The organism is Amycolatopsis sp. NBC_01488, assembly GCF_036227105.1.
Classification (GTDB): Bacteria; Actinomycetota; Actinomycetes; order Mycobacteriales; family Pseudonocardiaceae; genus Amycolatopsis.
Genome location: NZ_CP109434.1, coordinates 2,836,445 through 2,854,616, shown reverse-complemented (window position 1 = coordinate 2,854,616; position 18,172 = coordinate 2,836,445). Strand labels below are relative to the sequence as shown.

General features: G+C 72.0%; 18 protein-coding genes and 1 other RNA gene. 4 read left to right on the top strand and 15 right to left on the bottom strand.

The window, feature by feature from the left end; translation table 11 throughout:
• Positions 1–42: 42 nt before the first annotated feature.
• Positions 43–1,338, bottom strand: a complete 1,296-nt coding sequence (locus tag OG738_RS13825; RefSeq protein WP_329054164.1) for a hypothetical protein — start codon at positions 1,336–1,338, stop codon at positions 43–45.
• A gap of 8 nt (positions 1,339–1,346) precedes the next feature.
• The gene (locus OG738_RS13820) at positions 1,347–2,369 is read right to left on the bottom strand and encodes a glycosyltransferase family 2 protein (RefSeq protein WP_329054162.1); all 1,023 of its coding nucleotides are present in this window, start codon (positions 2,367–2,369) and stop codon (positions 1,347–1,349) included.
• A gap of 84 nt (positions 2,370–2,453) precedes the next feature.
• Between OG738_RS13820 and OG738_RS13815 the strand changes: the two genes are divergently transcribed.
• Together OG738_RS13815 and OG738_RS13810 are read left to right on the top strand one after the other, a co-directional pair.
• Positions 2,454–3,551, top strand: coding sequence for a UDP-N-acetylglucosamine 2-epimerase (locus tag OG738_RS13815; RefSeq protein ID WP_329054160.1), 1,098 nt, complete (start codon positions 2,454–2,456; stop codon positions 3,549–3,551).
• A gap of 58 nt (positions 3,552–3,609) precedes the next feature.
• Positions 3,610–4,164 (top strand): glucosaminidase domain-containing protein, encoded by a 555-nt coding sequence (locus OG738_RS13810; RefSeq protein ID WP_329054159.1) that lies wholly within the window; start codon positions 3,610–3,612, stop codon positions 4,162–4,164.
• Here OG738_RS13810 and recR read toward each other — a convergent pair.
• Together recR and OG738_RS13800 are read right to left on the bottom strand one after the other, a co-directional pair.
• On the bottom strand, positions 4,161–4,757 hold the full coding sequence (gene recR / locus OG738_RS13805) for a recombination mediator RecR (RefSeq protein ID WP_329054157.1): 597 nt from the start codon (positions 4,755–4,757) through the stop codon (positions 4,161–4,163). The genes OG738_RS13810 and recR overlap by 4 nt on opposite strands.
• A 5-nt stretch (positions 4,758–4,762) precedes the next feature.
• The gene (locus tag OG738_RS13800; protein WP_329054155.1) at positions 4,763–5,122 is read right to left on the bottom strand and encodes a YbaB/EbfC family nucleoid-associated protein; all 360 of its coding nucleotides are present in this window, start codon (positions 5,120–5,122) and stop codon (positions 4,763–4,765) included.
• Between the two features lie 78 nt (positions 5,123–5,200).
• On the opposite strand from OG738_RS13800, the gene OG738_RS13795 reads away from it, so the two are divergent.
• Entirely contained in the window at positions 5,201–6,049 is an 849-nt protein-coding gene (locus OG738_RS13795; RefSeq protein ID WP_329054153.1) for an N-acetylmuramoyl-L-alanine amidase, read from the top strand.
• Positions 6,050–6,065: 16 nt separating this feature from the next.
• Here OG738_RS13795 and OG738_RS13790 read toward each other — a convergent pair whose 3' ends face one another.
• The 3 genes from OG738_RS13790 to OG738_RS13780 all read right to left on the bottom strand — a co-directional run bounded on the left by OG738_RS13790 (position 6,066) and on the right by OG738_RS13780 (position 10,103).
• Positions 6,066–6,212 carry a hypothetical protein gene (locus tag OG738_RS13790; RefSeq protein ID WP_329054152.1) on the bottom strand — a complete coding sequence of 49 codons (147 nt, stop codon included), beginning with the start codon at positions 6,210–6,212 and terminating at the stop codon, positions 6,066–6,068.
• 95 nt (positions 6,213–6,307) lie between these two features.
• Positions 6,308–8,524: a DNA polymerase III subunit gamma and tau gene (locus OG738_RS13785; protein ID WP_329054151.1), complete on the bottom strand. Its 2,217-nt coding sequence runs from the start codon at positions 8,522–8,524 to the stop codon at positions 6,308–6,310.
• Positions 8,525–8,567: 43 nt separating this feature from the next.
• Complete coding sequence (locus OG738_RS13780) at positions 8,568–10,103, bottom strand: ALF repeat-containing protein (protein ID WP_329054150.1); 1,536 nt, start codon at positions 10,101–10,103, stop codon at positions 8,568–8,570.
• Between the two features lie 84 nt (positions 10,104–10,187).
• On the opposite strand from OG738_RS13780, the gene OG738_RS13775 reads away from it, so the two are divergent.
• Entirely contained in the window at positions 10,188–11,063 is an 876-nt protein-coding gene (locus OG738_RS13775; protein WP_329054149.1) for a spermidine synthase, read from the top strand.
• 159 nt (positions 11,064–11,222) lie between these two features.
• On the opposite strand, the gene ffs is transcribed toward OG738_RS13775, so the two are convergent.
• The 8 genes from ffs to OG738_RS13735 form a co-directional block, all read right to left on the bottom strand.
• An RNA gene (gene ffs / locus OG738_RS13770) (signal recognition particle sRNA small type) lies at positions 11,223–11,317 on the bottom strand.
• A 2-nt stretch (positions 11,318–11,319) separates the two neighbouring features.
• Entirely contained in the window at positions 11,320–11,928 is a 609-nt protein-coding gene (locus tag OG738_RS13765) for a GTP-binding protein (RefSeq protein WP_329054148.1), read from the bottom strand.
• Positions 11,906–12,259 (bottom strand): DUF742 domain-containing protein, encoded by a 354-nt coding sequence (locus OG738_RS13760; protein ID WP_329054147.1) that lies wholly within the window; start codon positions 12,257–12,259, stop codon positions 11,906–11,908. The genes OG738_RS13765 and OG738_RS13760 overlap by 23 nt, the downstream gene beginning before the upstream one ends.
• Positions 12,259–12,693, bottom strand: a complete 435-nt coding sequence (locus tag OG738_RS13755; RefSeq protein ID WP_072475704.1) for a roadblock/LC7 domain-containing protein — start codon at positions 12,691–12,693, stop codon at positions 12,259–12,261. The genes OG738_RS13760 and OG738_RS13755 overlap by 1 nt, the downstream gene beginning before the upstream one ends.
• Entirely contained in the window at positions 12,690–15,386 is a 2,697-nt protein-coding gene (locus OG738_RS13750; protein ID WP_329054143.1) for a sensor histidine kinase, read from the bottom strand. Before OG738_RS13750 ends, OG738_RS13755 begins: the two co-directional genes overlap by 4 nt.
• A 25-nt stretch (positions 15,387–15,411) precedes the next feature.
• A complete protein-coding gene (locus OG738_RS13745; RefSeq protein ID WP_329054142.1) occupies positions 15,412–16,200 on the bottom strand; it encodes an ABC transporter ATP-binding protein in 789 nt (262 codons plus the stop codon).
• Positions 16,197–17,138: an ABC transporter permease gene (locus OG738_RS13740; RefSeq protein ID WP_329054141.1), complete on the bottom strand. Its 942-nt coding sequence runs from the start codon at positions 17,136–17,138 to the stop codon at positions 16,197–16,199. The genes OG738_RS13745 and OG738_RS13740 overlap by 4 nt, the downstream gene beginning before the upstream one ends.
• Complete coding sequence (locus OG738_RS13735) at positions 17,135–18,148, bottom strand: ABC transporter substrate-binding protein (RefSeq protein ID WP_329054139.1); 1,014 nt, start codon at positions 18,146–18,148, stop codon at positions 17,135–17,137. Before OG738_RS13735 ends, OG738_RS13740 begins: the two co-directional genes overlap by 4 nt.
• Between the last annotated feature and the right edge of the window lie 24 nt (positions 18,149–18,172).

The following is an 18,172-nucleotide window of genomic DNA, read 5'->3' as shown; positions in this document are numbered from 1 at the left end:
ACCGGCGTTCTCCCGCCGATCCTGTCCCGGGTCCGGCCGGGGTCACCCTACTGGGACGTCCGGAGCGGGCCGCACGTTGCCCGGGCGCCGCAAGACGAACATCAACACGACCACGAGACCCAGCGTGGGCCCCCCGGCCAGCCCGGCGACCGCCTTGAGGATCGGGTCGCCCGGCACGAGCAGCAGCGTCGCCGCGGTGGCGGCCGCGACCACCGCCCACGAGACGAGCACCTTGTTCGCCTCCTTGCGGGCGACGAGCACGGCGGTCATCAGCTGCAGCGCCGTGAGCAGCACCGCACCCCACACCATCCACGCCACCCACCAGCCCTGGGCGACGAAGTCCGAGCCGTAGAGCAGCGACACGAGCCACGGCCCGATCAGCCAGCCGACCAGTGCGCCGACGACGCCGACCACGATCGTGCCGAGCGCGCCGACGGCGAGCAGCTTACGCAGGCGGTGCTGCCCCTCCTCGGTGCCGGAGAGCCGGACCACGGTCGGCACGGCGAGCGCCTGCAGCGGGGAGAGCAGCAGCAGCGGCACCCGGGACACGGTGAGCGTCGCGAACAGGACGCCGACGTCGCGAACGGACCCGCCGGGCGCGAGCAGGCTCACCATCGCCGGGTAGCCGGTGATGACGCTCGCGGTCAGCGCGGCGCCGGTCAGCAGGACGAGGATGCGGCCGGTGATCGGCCCCCAGCCCTCGCCGTCGGCGTGCGGGTCGACCAGCCCGGTGACCGGCTTGACGAACAGCAGCCAGGCGAACGAGCCGGTCGCGGCGGCGATCGCGAACGACGTCACGCCGGTGAGCCCGGCGGCGGCGATCCCGAGCAGCACGACCACCCGGACCGCCGCCTCGGCGACGACCAGCCCGGAGTACGGCTTGATCCGCTGCTGCCCGACCAGCAGGCCGCGGGCGGCGAACTGGCAGGCGAACGCGATCGCGCCGCACAGGACGATGACGCCGAGCGCGGTGTTGCCGGCGTAGAGCCGGTCCGACAGCACCGGCACGACCATCGTCAACACGGCGACGACGGCCACCGCCACGGCGCCGACGGTCAGGGCGCGCAGCGCGGGCTTGCCCGCCTTGCCGCCGTCGAGCGCGGCCACCGCGGACTGGCGGGACAGCTCCTGCTCCAGCGGCGACAACGCGCTGCCGAGGCCCATCAGGATGCCCCAGAACGAGAGGTAGACCTTGCTGTTGCCCGGCCCGAGCCAGCGGGTGGCGACCAGCGTCAGCGCGTACCCGAGCGCGATCGCGACGAGCAGCGAAATGCCGATCCGCCCGGCCGAGCGCCCGGTCTCCTTCGCCAGGCTGCGCCCGTCGGCCTCCTCGGTCATCGGCGAGCTCATCGTCCCCGCCGCCGACGAGCGCGCAGCGCCATGACGAGACCGCGGACGGCACCGGCGCCGAAGCTCGCGCCGAACACCGGTGCGAGCTTCGCGACGGCCTTGGCCTCCGCGTTCGTCGCGCCGAAGCGCGTCACGGCGGCACCGGCCGCCGCGGATCCGGCAGCCGCGAGCACCACCGCCGTCTTCGGCTTGCGCAGCGCCAGGCCGAGGCCCAGCACGCCGACGCCGAACGCGGCGAACAGGCCGGTGCGGGCCGGACCGGGCGAGCCGAGGTAGGAGTCCACGAAGGTCGTCCCGCGGAAGTACGCCTGGGCGGCGAACTTCTTGAAGCTCTCGCGCCCGTGGTAGGTCGCGGAGAACTCCGGGGCCAGGAAGATGCGGTGGCGTTCGGCGATCCAGCGCAGGACGCCGGTGTCGTCGCTGGCGAAGCGCACGTCGTCGAACAGGGAAACGAAAGCGTCCGAAGCCGACTCGAGAACCGCGCGGGGCGCGGAAAAGAATCCGGTGCCCTTCGGGAACAGGTCGAACTCCTCGATGCCGAACGACATCAGGCGCGGATTCGCGCAGTAGCGGCGCCACGGGATCTTCACCAGCCCGGCCAGGAAACCGGCGTACGGGTTGTCCTCGGAAGCGACGTTGACGTGCCCGTTCCAGACCGTCCGCTCGGGGTGGTCGACCAGCTGGTCGCGCAGGAAGGTGAGCGCGCCGGTGTCCACCACGACCCGGCTGTCGAGCAGCAGGATCTGGTTCCCGGAGGCCTTGGCGATGCCCGCCCGCCGGGCCTCGAAGCGGCCGGAGTTGGCCTGGCTGAGCACGGTGATGCCGTGGCGTTCGCGCAGCTCGTCGAGCCGCGCGGGGGTGGCGTCCGTGCTGCCGTCGTCGACGACGACGACCTCGATCGGCCAGCTGGCCTCCGCCGCGGAGGCGAGCAGCGCGCCGACACTGCGTTCGATCCAGTCCTGCTCGTTGTAGACCGGGATCACGACGCTGAGCGAGGGGAGGAGCGGGTTCGCACTCACCGGGCCGAGGCTACCCGGCGGCCCCCGCGGCGGGTCGGCCAGTATCCTTACGCCACCGCACCCGACCAGAAATGGGCTTTCACGGTGATTTCCTTCATTCTCGGCACCACCGCGGAACTGATCAAGATCGCGCCCGTCTACCACGGGATCCGCGAGCGCGGGATGCGGCCGAAGATCTGGTTCACCGCACAGCACGTCGACGAGGTCGCGGACGTCCTCGCCGACCTGCGGATGCCCGCGCCCGACGTCTGGCTGGTGCCGGAGGAGAAGGCGCACAACCTCGAGTCGCCGGCGCAGGTGCCGGGCTGGGCCGCGCAGGTCATGCGCACCGCCTGGAGCCGCCGTCACGAGCTGCGCGCCGCGCTGAACGAGGACGGCCGTCCCCCGCTGGTGCTGGTGCACGGCGATACGTTCACGACGCCGTACGGCTCGCTGATCGGCAAGCGGATCCTCAAGTCCCGCGTCGGGCACGTCGAGGCGGGCGCGCGTTCGGGCAGCATCCTGTCGCCGCTGCCCGAGGAGCTCAACCGCAAGATCGCGGCGAAGATCGTCGACATCCACTTCGCGCCGAGCGCGCGTGAGGTGAACAACCTCCGCAACGCCCGCGGCGTGGTCGTCGACACCGAGGCGAACACCGCGATCGACGCCATGCGCCTCGCCATCAACCAACCGCTGGACGTGCCGAACCTGCCGGAGAAGTTCGGCCTCGCCACGCTGCACCGCTTCGAACTGGTCTCGCGCCCGGACAAGTACCGCGAAGCGCTGGAGATCCTGCGCGAGCAGAGCCGCAAGATGCCGATCCTGTACATGGCCGGCGCGCCGGAGCGCGAGAAGATCCGCGCGCTGGGCATCGGCACCATCTTCGACGACCAGTTCATCGTCCAGCCGAAGATGCGCTACCTGAAGTTCCTGCCGCTGGTGGCGCGCGCCGAGTACGTCGTCACCGACTCGGGTGGTCTTTCGGCGGAGTGCTACTACCTCGGCCTGCCGTGCGCAGTGCACCGCGAGCGCACGGAGACGCCGCAGCACCTCGGCGAGACCGTCGTGCTGACGGAAATGCGCGGCGACAAGCTGCAGAACTTCCTCGACACGTACCAGAACCGGCGTGGTGAGTCCTGGATGGACAAGTACCACCCGTCCGAGATCATCGTCGACACGCTGGCGCAGCTCGGCTACTGCTGACCCTCTTCAGGGTGACCTTCGGGTCGCTCTTTCCCGGCGGATCGGGCAGCGTTCGGCCATGATCCACATCGGACTGGCGGCGCTGCTCGTCTTTGCGCCGGTGATCGACCAGGACTCGGTCCGTTCGGCGGCTTTGGACTCGGGTTACCAGGAGTCGTACGTCGGCGAGGCGGGCCCGATCGCGAGGGCGATCCACACGGCGTACGACATCCCGGCGTCGGTGACGGTGGCGCAGTCGATCCTGGAGTCGAACTGGGGCCGCAGCAAGCTGTCGACGGCCGAGCTGAACTACTTCGGCTTCAAGTGCGTGACGCCGACGAGCCCGGGGCCGATCGCCCTGCGGTGCGCCCGGTACCCGACGACGGAGTGCGTTCCGTCGCCGTGTCACCCGGTGGATGCGTTTTTCCGCTCGTACGCGTCGGTTTCCGACTCGTTCCGCGATTACGGCCGCCTGTTGACGACTTCGCCGAACTACGCGGCGGCGCTGCCGGTGCGTGCTGATCCGGACGCGTTCGTCCGGGCGGTGGCGCGGAAGTACGCCACCGACCCGGAGTACGCGAACAAGGTGATCAGGTTGATGGACCTGTACGACCTGCGCCGCTTCGACGCTTAGAGCGCGCGGCGGCCCGAGAGCGCGCGGCCCAGGGTCAGCTCGTCCGCGAACTCCAGGTCACCGCCCATCGGCAGCCCCGACGCCAAACGCGTCACGCTCAGGCCCGGGAAGTCCCGCAGCATCCGGACCAGGTACGTCGCGGTCGCTTCGCCCTCGGTGTTGGGGTCCGTCGCGATGATGATCTCGGAGATGTCCGCCTCGCCGATGCGCTTGAGCAGCTCACGCATCCGCAGCTGCTCCGGGCCGATGCCCGACAGCGGGTCGAGCGCGCCGCCCAGGACGTGGTAGCGGCCCTTGAACTCGCGCGTGCGCTCGACCGCGAGGACGTCCTTCGGCTCCTCGACCACGCAGATGACCGTGAGGTCGCGGCGCTCGTCGCGGCAGATGCGGCACCTTTGCTGCTCGGAGACGTTGCCGCAGACCTCGCAGAACTGCACGCCCTCCTTGACCTTGCCGAGCACGTCCTGCAGCCGCCCGATGTCGGCCGGGTCGGTGGCCAGCAGGTGGAACGCGATCCGCTGGGCGCTCTTCGGCCCGACCCCGGGCAGGCGCCCGAGTTCGTCGATCAGGTCCTGGACGACACCTTCGTACAAGTTCGTCAGCCGCCGAAGCCGAGAGCGCCGAGGTCCGGCATGCCGCCACCGCCGCCGAGGCCGTTGGCCAGCGGGCCGAGCTTCTGCTCGGTGAGCTTCTGCGCGTTCGCCGACGCGTCGCGCACGGCCGCGACGACCAGGGCGGACAACGTCTCGACGTCTTCGGGGTCGACGACCTCGGGGTCGATCTGCAGGTCCTTCAGCTGGCTGTCGCCGGTCACGGTCGCGACGACCTTCCCGCTGCCGGCACTGCCCTTGACCTCGGTGTTGGCGAGCTCTTCCTGGGCCTCGACGAGCTTCTGCTGCATCTGCTGGGCCTGCTGCATCAGCTGGGAGATGTCGAAACCGCCGCCGGGTTGCACCATGGTTCGCTCGGTCCTCTCTGCACGCCTGTGTCGTCCACCAGGGTAGTCGCGCCACGGGCCGGGCCGGGTTGTGGCACCGTGGTCGCCGTGCGACGCGCGATTGCCCCCCTCCTGCTGGCCGGTGCCCTGCTGCTCACCGGCTGCTCCGGTGCCGCTCCGGCCGCGCCGGAGCCCGCGCCCGTGACCACCCGGACGGTCACGCCGACACCGACGACGGTGCCGCCTCCGCCGTCACCCTCGCTGCCGTCGTCTTCGGCTGCCGCGCCGCCGCCCACGGCTGGGAAGGTCGTCGTGCTCGACCCCGGGCACAACGGCGGCAACGGCTCGCACCCGGCGGAGATCAACCGGCTGGTACCCGCCGGACGTGGGCAGACCAAGCCGTGCAACACCACCGGCACCGCGACCAACGCCGGCTACCCCGAGCACGCGTTCACCTTCGACGTCGCCCAGCGGGTCGGGAAAGCGTTGGCGGACAAGGGAATCCGCGTCGTCTACACGCGACAGGACGACACCGGCGTCGGCCCCTGCGTCGACCGCCGGGCCGCGATCGGCAACGACGCGAAGGCCGACGCCGTCGTCTCCATCCACGCCGACGGTTCGACGGCGGCCGGCGCGGCGGGCTTCCACGTCGCGTACTCGTCGCCGCCGCTGAATGCCGCGCAGGGCGAGCCGTCGACGCGGCTGGCGCAGGTCGTCCGGGACACGATGCGCTCGGACGGCTTCAGCACGTCGAACTACATCGGCGGCAACGGCCTTTCGGCCCGCACGGACCTCGCCGGGCTCAACCTCTCGACGCGGCCCGCGGTGCTCGTCGAGTGCGGCAACATGCGCAACGCGGCGGAAGCGGCCCGGATGACCAGCGCGGAGGGCCGCCAGCAGTACGCATCCGCCATCGCGGCGGCGATCGAGGCCTACCTGGCTTCCTGAGCATCCTGACCCGTACCTACACGGTCGGCTCGCGCACCCCGACGGTCGGCTCGCGCACCGGCAGAGTCAGCTCGCGCACCTCGACGGTCAGCTCGCGTACCGGCAGAGTCGGCTCACGTGCCTGGGCGGTCAGCTCGCGCACCGGCAGAGTCAGCTCGCGCACCGGCAGAGTCGGCTCACACCCCGGCGGTCGGCTCGGCGAGCCGACTGTTCCGGTACGTGCGGCGACTCCCCGGGTACGCGAGCCGACCGTCGGGGTCAGTCGAGGGGGCGGGCGCCGAGGTGGTCCGAGATCAGCTTGCGGGCCAGCTCGTCCGGGTCCTGGTCCGGCGGCGGTGGGGGCGGTGGCGGGGCGGGGCTGGCGTCCTCGTTGTAGAGGTCTTCGTCGTCCTCGTCGGAGGGTTCCGGGGGGAGCGGGATGTCCGGCTCGGCCGTGGTCACGCGGGGCCGGGCGGGTGCGGCGGCGGGCGTCGGCGCGGGCCGGGCCGGCGCTTCGGCGGGCGGGGCGGCCGGGGCCGCCGACTGCCGGGTGAACGACCGTTCCGGCGCGGGCGCGGCCTGCTGCGTCCGCGCGGCGGGCGCGGCCGGGGCGTTGCCGTGGACGCAGCGGACCTGCCACTCGCCCCCGACGACGTCGGTCAGCGCGCCGGCGATCTTGCGGGCGTTGTCCTGGTCGGACAGGCGGCGGGCCAGCGGCTCGGACTTGTGGGTGAGCGTGAGGGCATTCCCCTCGACGGTCGCCACGGTGGCCTGGGTGAGCATGGCCTCGAGGCTCCGGCCGCCGGTGAACTTGCGCAGGGCGGTCATGAGCTGCGGCCAGACGTTCCGGATCGCCGCGGCATCCAGCGCCCCCGGCGCGGCAGCCGGGGCCGGCCCAGCGGTCGCGGCGGCCGGGGCCGAGCCACCGGGCGCGGGCGTGCCGCCGCCGGGCGTGCGCGGGGCGCCCCAGCCGCCATCCGCTGGTTGAGCCGCGACAGCGGGCGCACGAGTTTCCGAGCCGCCCTCGGCGGGCCGGCTCGCCGAAGCGTCCGTGCTTGCGGCCGCCGGAGCGGGCGTGCCACCGCCCGGCGTGCGCGGCGTGCCCCACCCTCCGTCCCCGGACTGGGCCGCGGGAGCAGCGGGCGCGCGCGTTCCCGGCCCGCCATCCGCAGGCTGAGCCGACGGCGCGGGTCGCGAAGCAGGCTCAGGCTCCGGGGCCGCGACCGGCGCCGGGCCGGCCGATGCGGAGCGCTGCGAAGGGCGCGAAAACTCGCGGTCCGGCGCCCCCCGCACCGGAGGCTCCACTCCGCCTTCGGCGGGCGCGCCACCCCCGCCGGCCAGGGTCGCGCGGCGCTCCAGGCGCTCGATGCGGGCCAGCAGGGCCTTCTCCGCCTCCGTCACCGACGGCAGCAGCATCCGCGCGCACAACAGCTCCAGCACCAGCCGAGGCGACGTCGCGCCGCGCATCTCCAGGAGTCCATTGTGGACGATGTCGGCGTACCGCGAGAGCGTGCCGAGACCGAGCCGTTCGGCCTGGCCGACCATCCGCGCCAGTTCTTCTTCCGGCGCGGACACCAGCCCGCCCGCGGAGTCCGGCACCGCGCGCAGCAGCACCAGGTCGCGCAGCCGGTCGAGCAGGTCGGTCGCGAACCGGCGCGGGTCGTGCCCGGCCTCCGTGACCTTCTCGACCGTGCCGAACACCGTCGCGGCGTCCTCGGTCGAGAGCGCGTCCACCATGTCGTCGATCAGCGCGACGTCCGTGACGCCCAGCAGCGCCACCGCCCGCGAGTACGAGACGCCGACCGGGCCCGCACCGGCGAGCAGCTGGTCCAGCACCGACTGCGTGTCGCGCGCCGAACCGCCGCCGGCCCGGATGACCAGCGGGTACACCGCCGGCTCGACCTCGACGCCCTCGGCCGCGACGTTGCTCTCCAGGAGCGTGCGCATCGCGCCCGGCGGGATCAGCCGGAACGGGTAGTGGTGCGTCCGCGAGCGGATGGTGGTCAGCACCTTGTCCGGCTCGGTGGTCGCGAAGATGAAGATGACGTGCTCGGGCGGCTCTTCCACGATCTTCAGCAGGGCGTTGAAGCCCTGCGTGGTGACCATGTGCGCCTCGTCGATGATGAACACCCGGTACCGCGACTCGGCGGGGGCGTAGAACGCCTTGTCGCGCAGCTCACGGGCGTCGTCGACACCACCGTGACTGGCGGCGTCGAGCTCCGTGACGTCGACGCTGCCGGACCCCTCGGGCGCGAGCGCCTTGCACGAGTTGCACTCGCCGCACGGATCCGGCGTCGGCCCCTTCACGCAGTTCAGCGAGCGCGCCATGATGCGCGCGCTCGACGTCTTGCCGCAGCCGCGGGGGCCGGAGAAGAGGTAGGCGTGGTTGATCCGCCCGGCGGACAACGCCGTGCGGAGCGGTTCGGTCACATGCTCCTGCCCGACGACCTCGGCGAAGGTTGCCGGACGGTACTTGCGGTACAGCGCGAGAGCCACGCCGCGAGACTACCGTCAGGGTCCGACAACCTTCGCCGTGCGGTCAGGACCTCAGTGCGTTCACCGCGGCGACCAGAGCGTCGACCTTGGCGACGTGCTGCGCAGTGAAGGCGTCGCGCGCCCGCGCCTTGGGCAGCTCGTTGTCCAGGTACGCCTGCAGGCCCGAGTCCGGCCCGTCGAGGACGCCCTGCGCGACCGCGGTCACCTCAGGCCCCTCGGACAGCGTCCGGGTCGCGTAGACGTCCAGGTCGATCAGGTGCGCGGTGTACTGGCCGTGGGCCAGGAACTCGCGGATGTCCGCGACCGTGCCATCGAGCGCCTTCTGCGCCCACGACGTCGTCGCCGGGCCGCCGGCCGCCATGATCTGGTCGACCTCGACGCGGTCGTCGGTGTCGCGGCCCGGGTAGTCGCCGGTCCGCAGCAGCGCCGCGACGCCGGCGTACGGCCCGGCGAGCGCGTCACGAGCGGCCTGCCGCAGTCCGGGACGAGCCGAAGCGTCGTTCGCGATCGCCGCGACGGCGGCGCGGTCGTCGATCTCCTGCGCGATGGCGAGCCCGCTGCGCACGAAGGTGACGACGTCGTCGTCGGAACCGCTCAGCGCGGCGCGGGCGGCGTTCTTGACCGCCGCGCCGCCGTTGCGCAGCAGGTAGACCGACGCGCGGCGGCCGTTCGGCACGGTCAGCGCCGGGTCGGCCGCGTCGGCGAGCAGCTTGTCGTTGTCCGTCTTGGCCTGCGCGGCGTGGGCCGCGGCGTCGCGGGCCTCCTGCTGCGCGGCGGCTTCGGCGGCCGCGGCGGCCCCGCCGTCCTGCTGGCCCTTGGCCTGCTGCGTGGCAAGCCGGTCGGCGTTGGCCTTGCGCGCGTCCGACGCGATCGTGGCAGCGCGGCTCTTCGCGAGCTGCACCCCGATTGCGCTGTGCTTGCCGGCGGCCGCCTTGCCGAAGTCGAGCTGTGCCTGGACCGCGGCGACCTCGGCGTCGCCGTCCGCGGCGACCTTCCGCCACAGTGACAGGAAGTACCGGACGTCGTCCGGGGTGCCGTCGAGCGCCGTCTGCGCGGCGGCCTGGACCTCGGGGCCGCCGGCGGCGAGGGCCTGGTCGGCCGCGATGCGCTCGTCGGTGTCCTTCGCCTGCTGCAAGCCGGTCTCGAGGAAGGCACGCACGTCGGCGGGCGTGCCGTCGAGCGCCTTCTGCCCCCGGGCGTTGACGATTGGGCCGCCGGTGCTCATGGCCTGGCCGACGGCGATCCGGTCGTCGGCGATCCGGGCCTGCGCGAGGCCGTGGGCCAGGAACTCGCGGATGTCGGCCTGGGTGCCGTCGAGCGCCTGCTGGGCGGCGCGTTTGGTGGCCGGGCCACCGGCGCTCATGGCCTGGCTGACGAGGACCCGCTCGTCAGTGGCCTGGGCGCGGTCGCGCCCGGTGGTCAGGAAGGCCTGCAGGTCGGCCGGAGTGCCGAGCAAGGCCGCCTCGGCGGCTTCGGCGACGCCGGGGCCGCCGGTTTCCAGGTACCCCACGGCCTGGGCCCGGTCGGGCAGGACGTCCGCGGCCGCCGACGTCGCGAAGACGCCGGCCGCGAGGGCCACGGCAACGATTACTGCGTTCGCACGCAAAGGAAGAACCCCCTCGATCGATGATCGTTCCGTTCCCCTATCGCCAGGACGGGCGGAATGTTTCCGATAACCTCGGATTTCGTGAGCCGTACGCGAAAGTCCGGTCCGGTGGCCGGGCGGTACCCGGTCAGGTTCGGGACGGCGGAGCTCCTCCGCGACGCCGACCGGGCCGACGCATGGCTGGTGTCGGTGGACGGGGTCGCCCAGTCGTACGTCGACCTCGACGACCCGGCCAACCTCGAGTTCGACTACGTCCGCCGGTTCGGCGACGTCGTCGACGAGCTGCCGCCGGGCCCGCTGGACGCACTGCACATCGGCGGCGCGGCGTGCACGCTGCCGCGGTACGTGGCGGCATCCCGCCCGGGATCGCGCCAGCTGGTGTTCGACGCCGACGGCGAGCTGGTCGAGCTGGTCCGCGCGCAACTCGGGCTACGGGTGCCGGGCCTGCGCGTCCGGGTGACGGACGGCCGGGCCGGCCTGGCGACCCGCCGCGAGGACACGGCGGACCTGGCGGTGGTCGACGCGTTCGAGCGCGCGACCCTGGCGGGCGGCCTGGCGACCCTGGAGGCAACGAGCGCGCTCGCGACGATCCTGCGTCCGACGGGCACCTACCTGGCGAACATCACGGACGGCACCGGCCTCCCGTTTGCCCGCCGCTTCCTGGCAACGCTGCGTGCGGTGTTCCCAGAAGTCCTGCTGCTGGCGGACCCGGCAGTACTGAAGGGCCGCCGTTTCGGCAACTTGGTGTTCGCAGCATCGGCCGCACCACTCCCAACAGCACAGATAGCCCAGCGAACGGCCTCAGCAGCATTCCCGGCAAGGTGCCTCCAAGGCGCGGAGCTGCAAAAACTGGCAGGCAGGGCAACCCCCCTCACAGACGAGAACCACCCACCATCCCCCCAGCCCCCAGAAGACATCCTGGGCCTGTTCTAAAGAGGTCGGCAGACCACCCACCCGCGCGTGCTCAGGGGCCGCGGCAGACCTGGCAGGTCGCGGGCGAGGCACCGTGGGGGTCCGGGGGCTCGGCCCCCGGGTGAAAGGACGAAGTGAAGGCCCGGCGAAGGGGCGAAGCCCCGAGAGCCGGAGCCGAAAAGAAGGGGACCCCGCGCACCCGCCAGAGCCTGCTTATCCTTGCTGCCTTCCGGCCCTGGGGAGGTTCACAGGGTGGACGCCGCGCGGGGTCCGTGGATCAGTGTAGCGAAGTCTCCGCGGCCGCCTGGGCACGGGCCTTCTTGAACGTGTTGTGCAGTACCGCCAGCAGCGCGTCCCGCACCGAAAGCTTCTGCCGTGCGTCGAAGGTGATCAGCGGGACGTCTTCGCTCACCGCCAGCGCCCACCGCACGTCCTCGAGGTTGTGGCCCAGCGATCCGTCGAACATGTTCACCGCCACCACGAACGGCAGGCCCGCGTTCTCGAAGTAGTCGACCGCCGGGTAGCAGTCGTCCATGCGGCGGGTGTCCACGATCACCAGCGCCCCGAGGGCGCCGTGGACGAGGTCCTGCCACATGAAGCCGAAGCGGTCCTGGCCGGGCGTGCCGAACAGGTACAGCTTCACCTCTTCGTCGATCGTGATGCAGCCGAAGTCGAGGGCGACGGTCGTGGTGGTCTTGGCCGGGACGTGGCCCGTGCGGTCCACGGACGCCGCCACCGACGTGATCGCCGCCTCCGTGGTCAGCGGCTTGATCTCCGAGATGGACGACACCGCCGTCGTCTTGCCCACGCCGAAGCCGCCCGCGATGACGATCTTGACCGGGGCCGGCGGGCGGGCCGCCGGTTCAGTGAATGGCTTCGAGTCCACGAATGACCCTTTCGATCATGCCGAGGTCGTGCGAGTTGTGGTTCCCCGGCCGCCGGACGACGACGTAGCCCAGCTCGGCGAGGTCGGCCACGAGCACCCGGGCGACGCCGATGTGCAGGCCGAGCATGGCGGCCACCTCGGCGACCGACATGGTGCTGCGGCAGAGGGAGACGATCTCCTGCCGTTCGAACGTCAGCTTCGGGTGCGACGCCGCACCGAGGCGGGACGTCATGACCTGTGCCTCGATCTCGAGGCTCTGGTCGACCGGCTGGGCGCGCCCCGAGGTCATCAGGTACGGCCGCAGCAGCGAGGTGTCCGGCTCCTCGGTCATCAGGAACCTACGGTGTTCTTGAGCTCCTCGATCAGGCCCGGCGTGAGGACTTCGGTGGCGCGGTTGGCGAACATCGCCATCTCGTAGGCGATCGTGCCGAGGCTGGCCTGCTTGTTGGCGAGCACGCCGAGCGAGCAGCCGATGCTGATGGTGCAGACCAGCAGGTACCCGTGCTCCAGCTCGATGATCACCTTGTCGGGCGCGCCGAGCGGGTGGCTTTCGGAGACGCCGTGGGCGAGGCCGAGCATCGCGGAGGAGATCGCGGCGAGGCGGTCGGCGTTGGACCGCTCGAGCTCCGACGACATCGCGATCAGCAAGCCGTCGGCGGAGACCGCGATGGCGGCGATGGCGCCCGCGGTGTGCTGCGCGAAGCGGCTCACCAGCCAGTTGAAGTTCTGGGCTTCGACACTGACGCCAGCTGCGGGGATGCTCATTTCCTGCTCTCTTCTGCTCGTTCCGTCACACGACCGGCGACCACGCCTTGCGGCGGGCTGTCTGCCGTCACCACGTCCGCCTTGGCGAGGCCGGCGGCGAACGCGTCGAACGCCGCTCGCTCGGCCGCCGGGTCCCGCCTGGTGCGGTTCACGACGGCTCGGGCGATCGGCCTGCCCGCGGGCTGCTGACGCAGGCCGGGGGCGAGCTGGGCACCGGGGACGCGGCGGACCAGGCCGTCCCGGGACTGCGGGGCGGCCGGGAGGCCGGCGGCCGGCGTGGCCGGGACGCGCACCGGCGGCGACACGGGTTCGGTGACGACGGTCGGCGGCGCGGACGGCGGGTCGACCTCCATCGCGCTGACCTCGGCGGCCTTGGCGAAGGCGCTCTGGAACCCGTCCATCGCGGCCTTGGTCGCCTCCGGGTCGTGGCGCGGCTTGTCGTCGGCCACCGGCGCGGTGGTGCCGGGGCTGGGCAGCTGGGCGCCGCGGACGCGACGTCGCAGGCCGCCTCGCGTCTCGGAGTCCGGTTCGGCCGTGGGTTCGTCGGCGGGTTCGGCGTCCGGCCACACCGGTTCCGGCTGGTTGAACCAGCGGAAGCCGTTGCCGCGGGGGATGCCGAGCAGCGCCGGGATCGCCGGCGACGGCAGCGGCTCGACCGGCCGCGGAATGTCCAAAGTGGACACCGGGGAGGCGACGGCCGCGGGGCGCGCGGCCGGCGGGGCGGGCCGCGCGGCCTGCGCCGGGATCACCGGTGCCGGCTCGGCCTTCGGGAGCAGCCCGGAGCGGTGGCTGAACAGCGACGGCGGGATCGTCAGCCGGGCGGTCACGCCGCCGGTGGTCGGCGTCGCGAGCAGCTCGACGCCCAGGTCGTGGCGCCGCGCCAAGCGGCCGACCACGAACAGGCCGAGCACGCTGGTCGGCGCCAGCTCGAGCCGTTCTCGCTCGACGAGCCGCTGGTTCTCCTCGGCGATCTTCTGCGCGGTCATGCCGATGCCGTGGTCGACGATGTTCACCAGGCACGAGCCGTCGGCGAGGATCATCGTGTCGACCTCGACCATCGACCCCGGCGGCGAGAACGACGTCGCGTTCTCCAGCAGCTCGGCGAACACGAGCACCAGGTCCGCGCCGAGGGCCGACGACAGCAGGATCTCCGCGACGACGCCGAGCTTGACGCGCTGGTAGTCCTCGATCTCGGCGAGCGCGGAGCGCAGGGCCGTGGACAGCTCGATCGGGCCGGCGATGCGCGTGTCGTCGCGGGTGCCGGACACCACGAGCAGGTTGTCGGCGTTGCGGCGCAGGCGGGTGGAGAGGTGGTCGAGCCGGTAGAGGCTGGCCAGCAGCCGGGTGTCCTGCTCGTTGCGCTCGACCTCGTCGATCAGCGCGAGCTGGCGGCCGACGAGGTTCTGCGTGCGCTTGGCGACGTTCGCGAACATCAGGCTGGTGTTGCGCCGGGTGAGCGCCTGCCGCTCGACCAGCTCGGCCGCCGTGGTCTGGACCCGGTTGAACGCGGCGGCCAGCTTGCCGAGCTCGTCGCCGGAGACGACGTCGATGGTGGCCAGCCGCGGGGCCAGCTCCTCGGCCTCCTCGGTGTCGGTCACGCGGACGAGCTCGGTGCCGGCGAGGTCGGCGACCGACGTCGCGGCGGTGGTCAGCTTCCGCAGCGGCTCGGCGATCGAGCGCGACACCGCGATGGCGAGGAACGCGACCAGCAGGAACAGCGCGCCGGCGCCGATGCCGACCGTCCACGCGAGCCGGGTCGCGGCGTCGGCGCGGCCGGTCGCCGAGTCGGCGATCTCGCCGGTGACGCGTTCCTGGACCAGCTTGCGTTGGCCCGCTTGGCTTTCCGACGCGGTGAGGACGTCGGTGACGTACTGCGTGGTGCCGGCGGCGTCCCGCGGGTTGTCGATCCGGGCGGCGAGGTCGTCGATCCGGCGGCCGGCTTCGCTCTGCTCGACGTTGACGACCAGGGCGGCCTGCTCGCTGTCGGACGAGTCGTCGGCCTGCTGGACGAACCGGTCGGTGAAGATCGGCGCCTGCTGGGTCGCGTCGTCCAGGATGGACCGGCCGGCCTCCGGCGACACCGCCGTCACGATCAACGCCATGCCGCGCAGCGAGTTCTCCTCGTTCGCGCGCAGCAGCGCCTCGAGCGCGGTCAGCTCACGCGTGCCCTCGGCGTCACTGGTGAGCTGCGGCACGAGCCGCAGTGAATCGATCACCGCGCCGATCACCGCGTGGTAGGTGCGGGCGACGCTGTCGAGCGCGACGCCGCGGGCCTGCGCGTTCTGCCGCAGCTCGGTGAGCGAGCCGATCCGGGTCAGTGCCGCGGAAAGCTCGTCCGGCGCGTCGGAACCGAGCGACGACCGGACGTTCTCGACCGCCGCGTCCACCGTCTTCTGCTGCTGCAGCATCTGGTCGGCGGACATCGACGGCGTCGCGACGAAGGCGCCGGTCAGCAGCCGTTCGCGCTGCAGCTGCCAGACCAGGCCGCCGAGCTGCTGGGTGTGCCGCGCGACCGTCGCCGACTGCGTCGCGGCCAGCGCGCTGTTCGCCTGGGTCAGCACGAACGGCACCGACACCAGCACCACCGCGACCAGCGGGGGCAGGAGCAGCAGGTTCAGCTTGCCGCGAATGCCGAGCCGGGCGAGGATTCCCCCGCTGTCGGCCCGTTTCGCGCTCGCCCCGCCGTGCCTCATCCCGCCACCTTCCCGTCTTCCGCTCTCACTCGACCGCGGCCACCCGGCTCACGTGGCCGCGGTGCTGCTCCCGGACGAGGTCCTCGATCCGGGCGCGCAACGCGAGGAACGCCGGCTCGCGCTTCACCGCCAGGTCCCGTTCGGCGGGCAGCGTCACTTCGACGTCGGCGGCGATCCGGCCCGGGTCCGAGGCGAGCACCACGACCCGCCCGCCCAGGAACACCGCTTCCTCGACGTCGTGGGTGACCATCAGCACCGTGGTGCCGGTGTCGGCCCACACCTGGCGGATGAGCACCTGCATGTCCTCTTTGGTCTGGACGTCCAAGGCACCGAAGGGTTCGTCGAGCAGCAGGACGTCCGGCTCGCAGGCGAGTGCCCGCGCGATCGCGACGCGCTGCTTCTGGCCGCCGGAAAGCTGTTTCGGCAGCGACTTGCGCACGGCGTGCAGGCCGGTCTCGGCGAGGTACCAGTCCACGCGCTTGGCGCGCTCGGCCGCGTCGACCGGCAGCAGCTCGAGTCCGAACGCGACGTTCTTCTCGACGGTGCGCCACGGGTAGAGCGCGCCGGCCTGGAAGACGAGCCCGCGGTCCGGGCCCGGCCCGGTGACCGGGACGCCGTCGAGCACGATCTCGCCCTCGGTCGGCTTGCCGAGCCCGGCCACCAGCGAAAGCAGCGTCGACTTGCCCGAGCCGCTCGCGCCGACGACGCAGACGAACTCGCCGCGCAGCACCTCGAGGTCGACGCCGTCGAGCGCGCGCGTCACCTTGCCGCGGACGGTGTAGTCCTTCGCGACGTTCCGCAGTTCCAGCGTCATGCCGCCCACTTCCCGACCCGGGTGCGCAGCAGGCGCAGCAGGACGTCGATGACCAGCCCGGCGATCCCGATGACCACGAGCACGGCGAAGATCTTGTCCGTCTGCACGAACCGCTGCGCGCGGACGATCCGGTAGCCGAGGCCGGCCGAGGAGTTGATCAGCTCGGCCACGACGACGAAGTTCCACGCGGCGGCGGCGTTGACCCGGATCGCGTCGATCATGCCCGGCAGCGAGTGCGGCACGACGATCTTGCGCAGCACCTCGCCCCGGCGTGCGCCGAGGGTGTAGGAGACGTCGAGGAGCGCGCCCGGCACGCCGCGGACGACGTCGGCGGTCATCAGCGTGTTGAAGAAGACGGTCCCGATGAACAGCATGGCGATCTTCGACGGCTCGCCGATGCCGAGCCAGATGATCAGCAGCGGGATGAACGCGCTCGCCGGCAGGTAGCGCAGCAGGCCGATCAGCGGCTCGAAGAACGCCTGCCCGGCATTGAAGCTGCCCATCAGGATGCCGAGCGGCACCGAAACCAGCACGGCCAGACCGAAGCCTTCGAGCACCCGCTGGGTCGTCGTCCAGAGGTCGTCGAAGAGCTCACCGCTGCCCGCCATGCCGGCTCCGGCCTTGAGGACCGCGACCGGCGACGGCAGCAACGTCGAGTCGACGGCCCCGCTGACGGTCAGCCCGACCCAGGCCAAGAGCGGGATGGCGAACGACAGCGCCGCCAGCGCCCAGCGGGCCGACGCGGAAACCGGCGTCCGCAAGGAGAACAGCGGTGACGCGGACGTCTTGAGCCCGGCCCGCCGCGGCAGCGGCGCCCAGGCCGGGCGGCCCCGGCCGGACTCGTGCGCTTCGGCGAGCCGCTGCTCGGCCTCCAGTGCCTCGGCGGTCCGCTCGTCGGCCGTGACCGCCGGGGTGGTGCGCTGGGTCGGACCGGTCACTGCGGCGCGGCCTTCACGAACTGGTCGTCGAACAGCCCGTCCAGCGACGGCCGCTGCTGCGCGAGGCCGGTGCTGGTGATGAAGTCGATGATCTTGTTCGCCTGGAAGTCGAGGTGCTGCGCGGTGACGCCGGGGGTGAACGCGTCGAGGTTCTGCTGCCGCGTGAAGATCGTGGTGCCGGCGTCGTAGCTCTTGTAGTCCGCGTCGGAGACGCCGCCGCGCTTGGCCATGATCGAGACGGCCGCGGCCTTGTTGTTCTTGATCCAGTTCAGCGTGTCGAACCAGGTGTTGACCAGCGCCTGGACGTCCTTCGGGCGGTCCTTGACCAGCTTCTGCGAAGTGACGAGGTGGTCCGGGATGGCGCCGGGGAACTCGGCCGACGACGAGATCGCGCGGCTGCCCGCGCGCTCCAGCGCCGTCGAGGTGAAGGGGGCGAACGCGGCGACCGCGTCGACCTGGCCGCCCTTGAACGCGGCGGCTGCGGCGTCGGTCGGGAGGTTGACCAGCTGGATGTCCTTTTCGGTCAGCTTCGCCTCCTGCAGCGCCAGCAGCAGCAGGTAGTGGTCGACGGCGCCCTGCTCGACGGCGACCTTCTTGCCCTTGAGGTCGGCGATGCTGGTGATCCCGTCCCGCGCGATGATCTTGTCGTTGCCGTTGGAGTTGTCGTTCACCAGCACGATCGACAGCTTCGCGCCGCCGGAAGCCGACGAGAGCGTGTCGTTGAGGGTCTGGCTGTTCGCGTCGATGGCGCCGCTCGAAAGCGCGTTGATGCTGTCGGTGTAGTTGTCGAAGTACTTCAGGTCGACGTTCACGCCGTTCTTGGCGAACAGCCCCTGTTCCTGCGCCACCTGCCAGGGGAACCAGCCCGGCCAGGCGCTGAACCCGAGGGTGATCTTGCTGCCGGTGCCGGTCGCGGAACTGTCGCTGCAGCCCGAAAGGGCGGCGACTCCGGCGAGGGTCAGCAAGGTCAGGAGCACCGTCAGCAGACGGGGGCGGGAACGGGAAATCACAACGAACTCCAGGTTGCGGGGGAA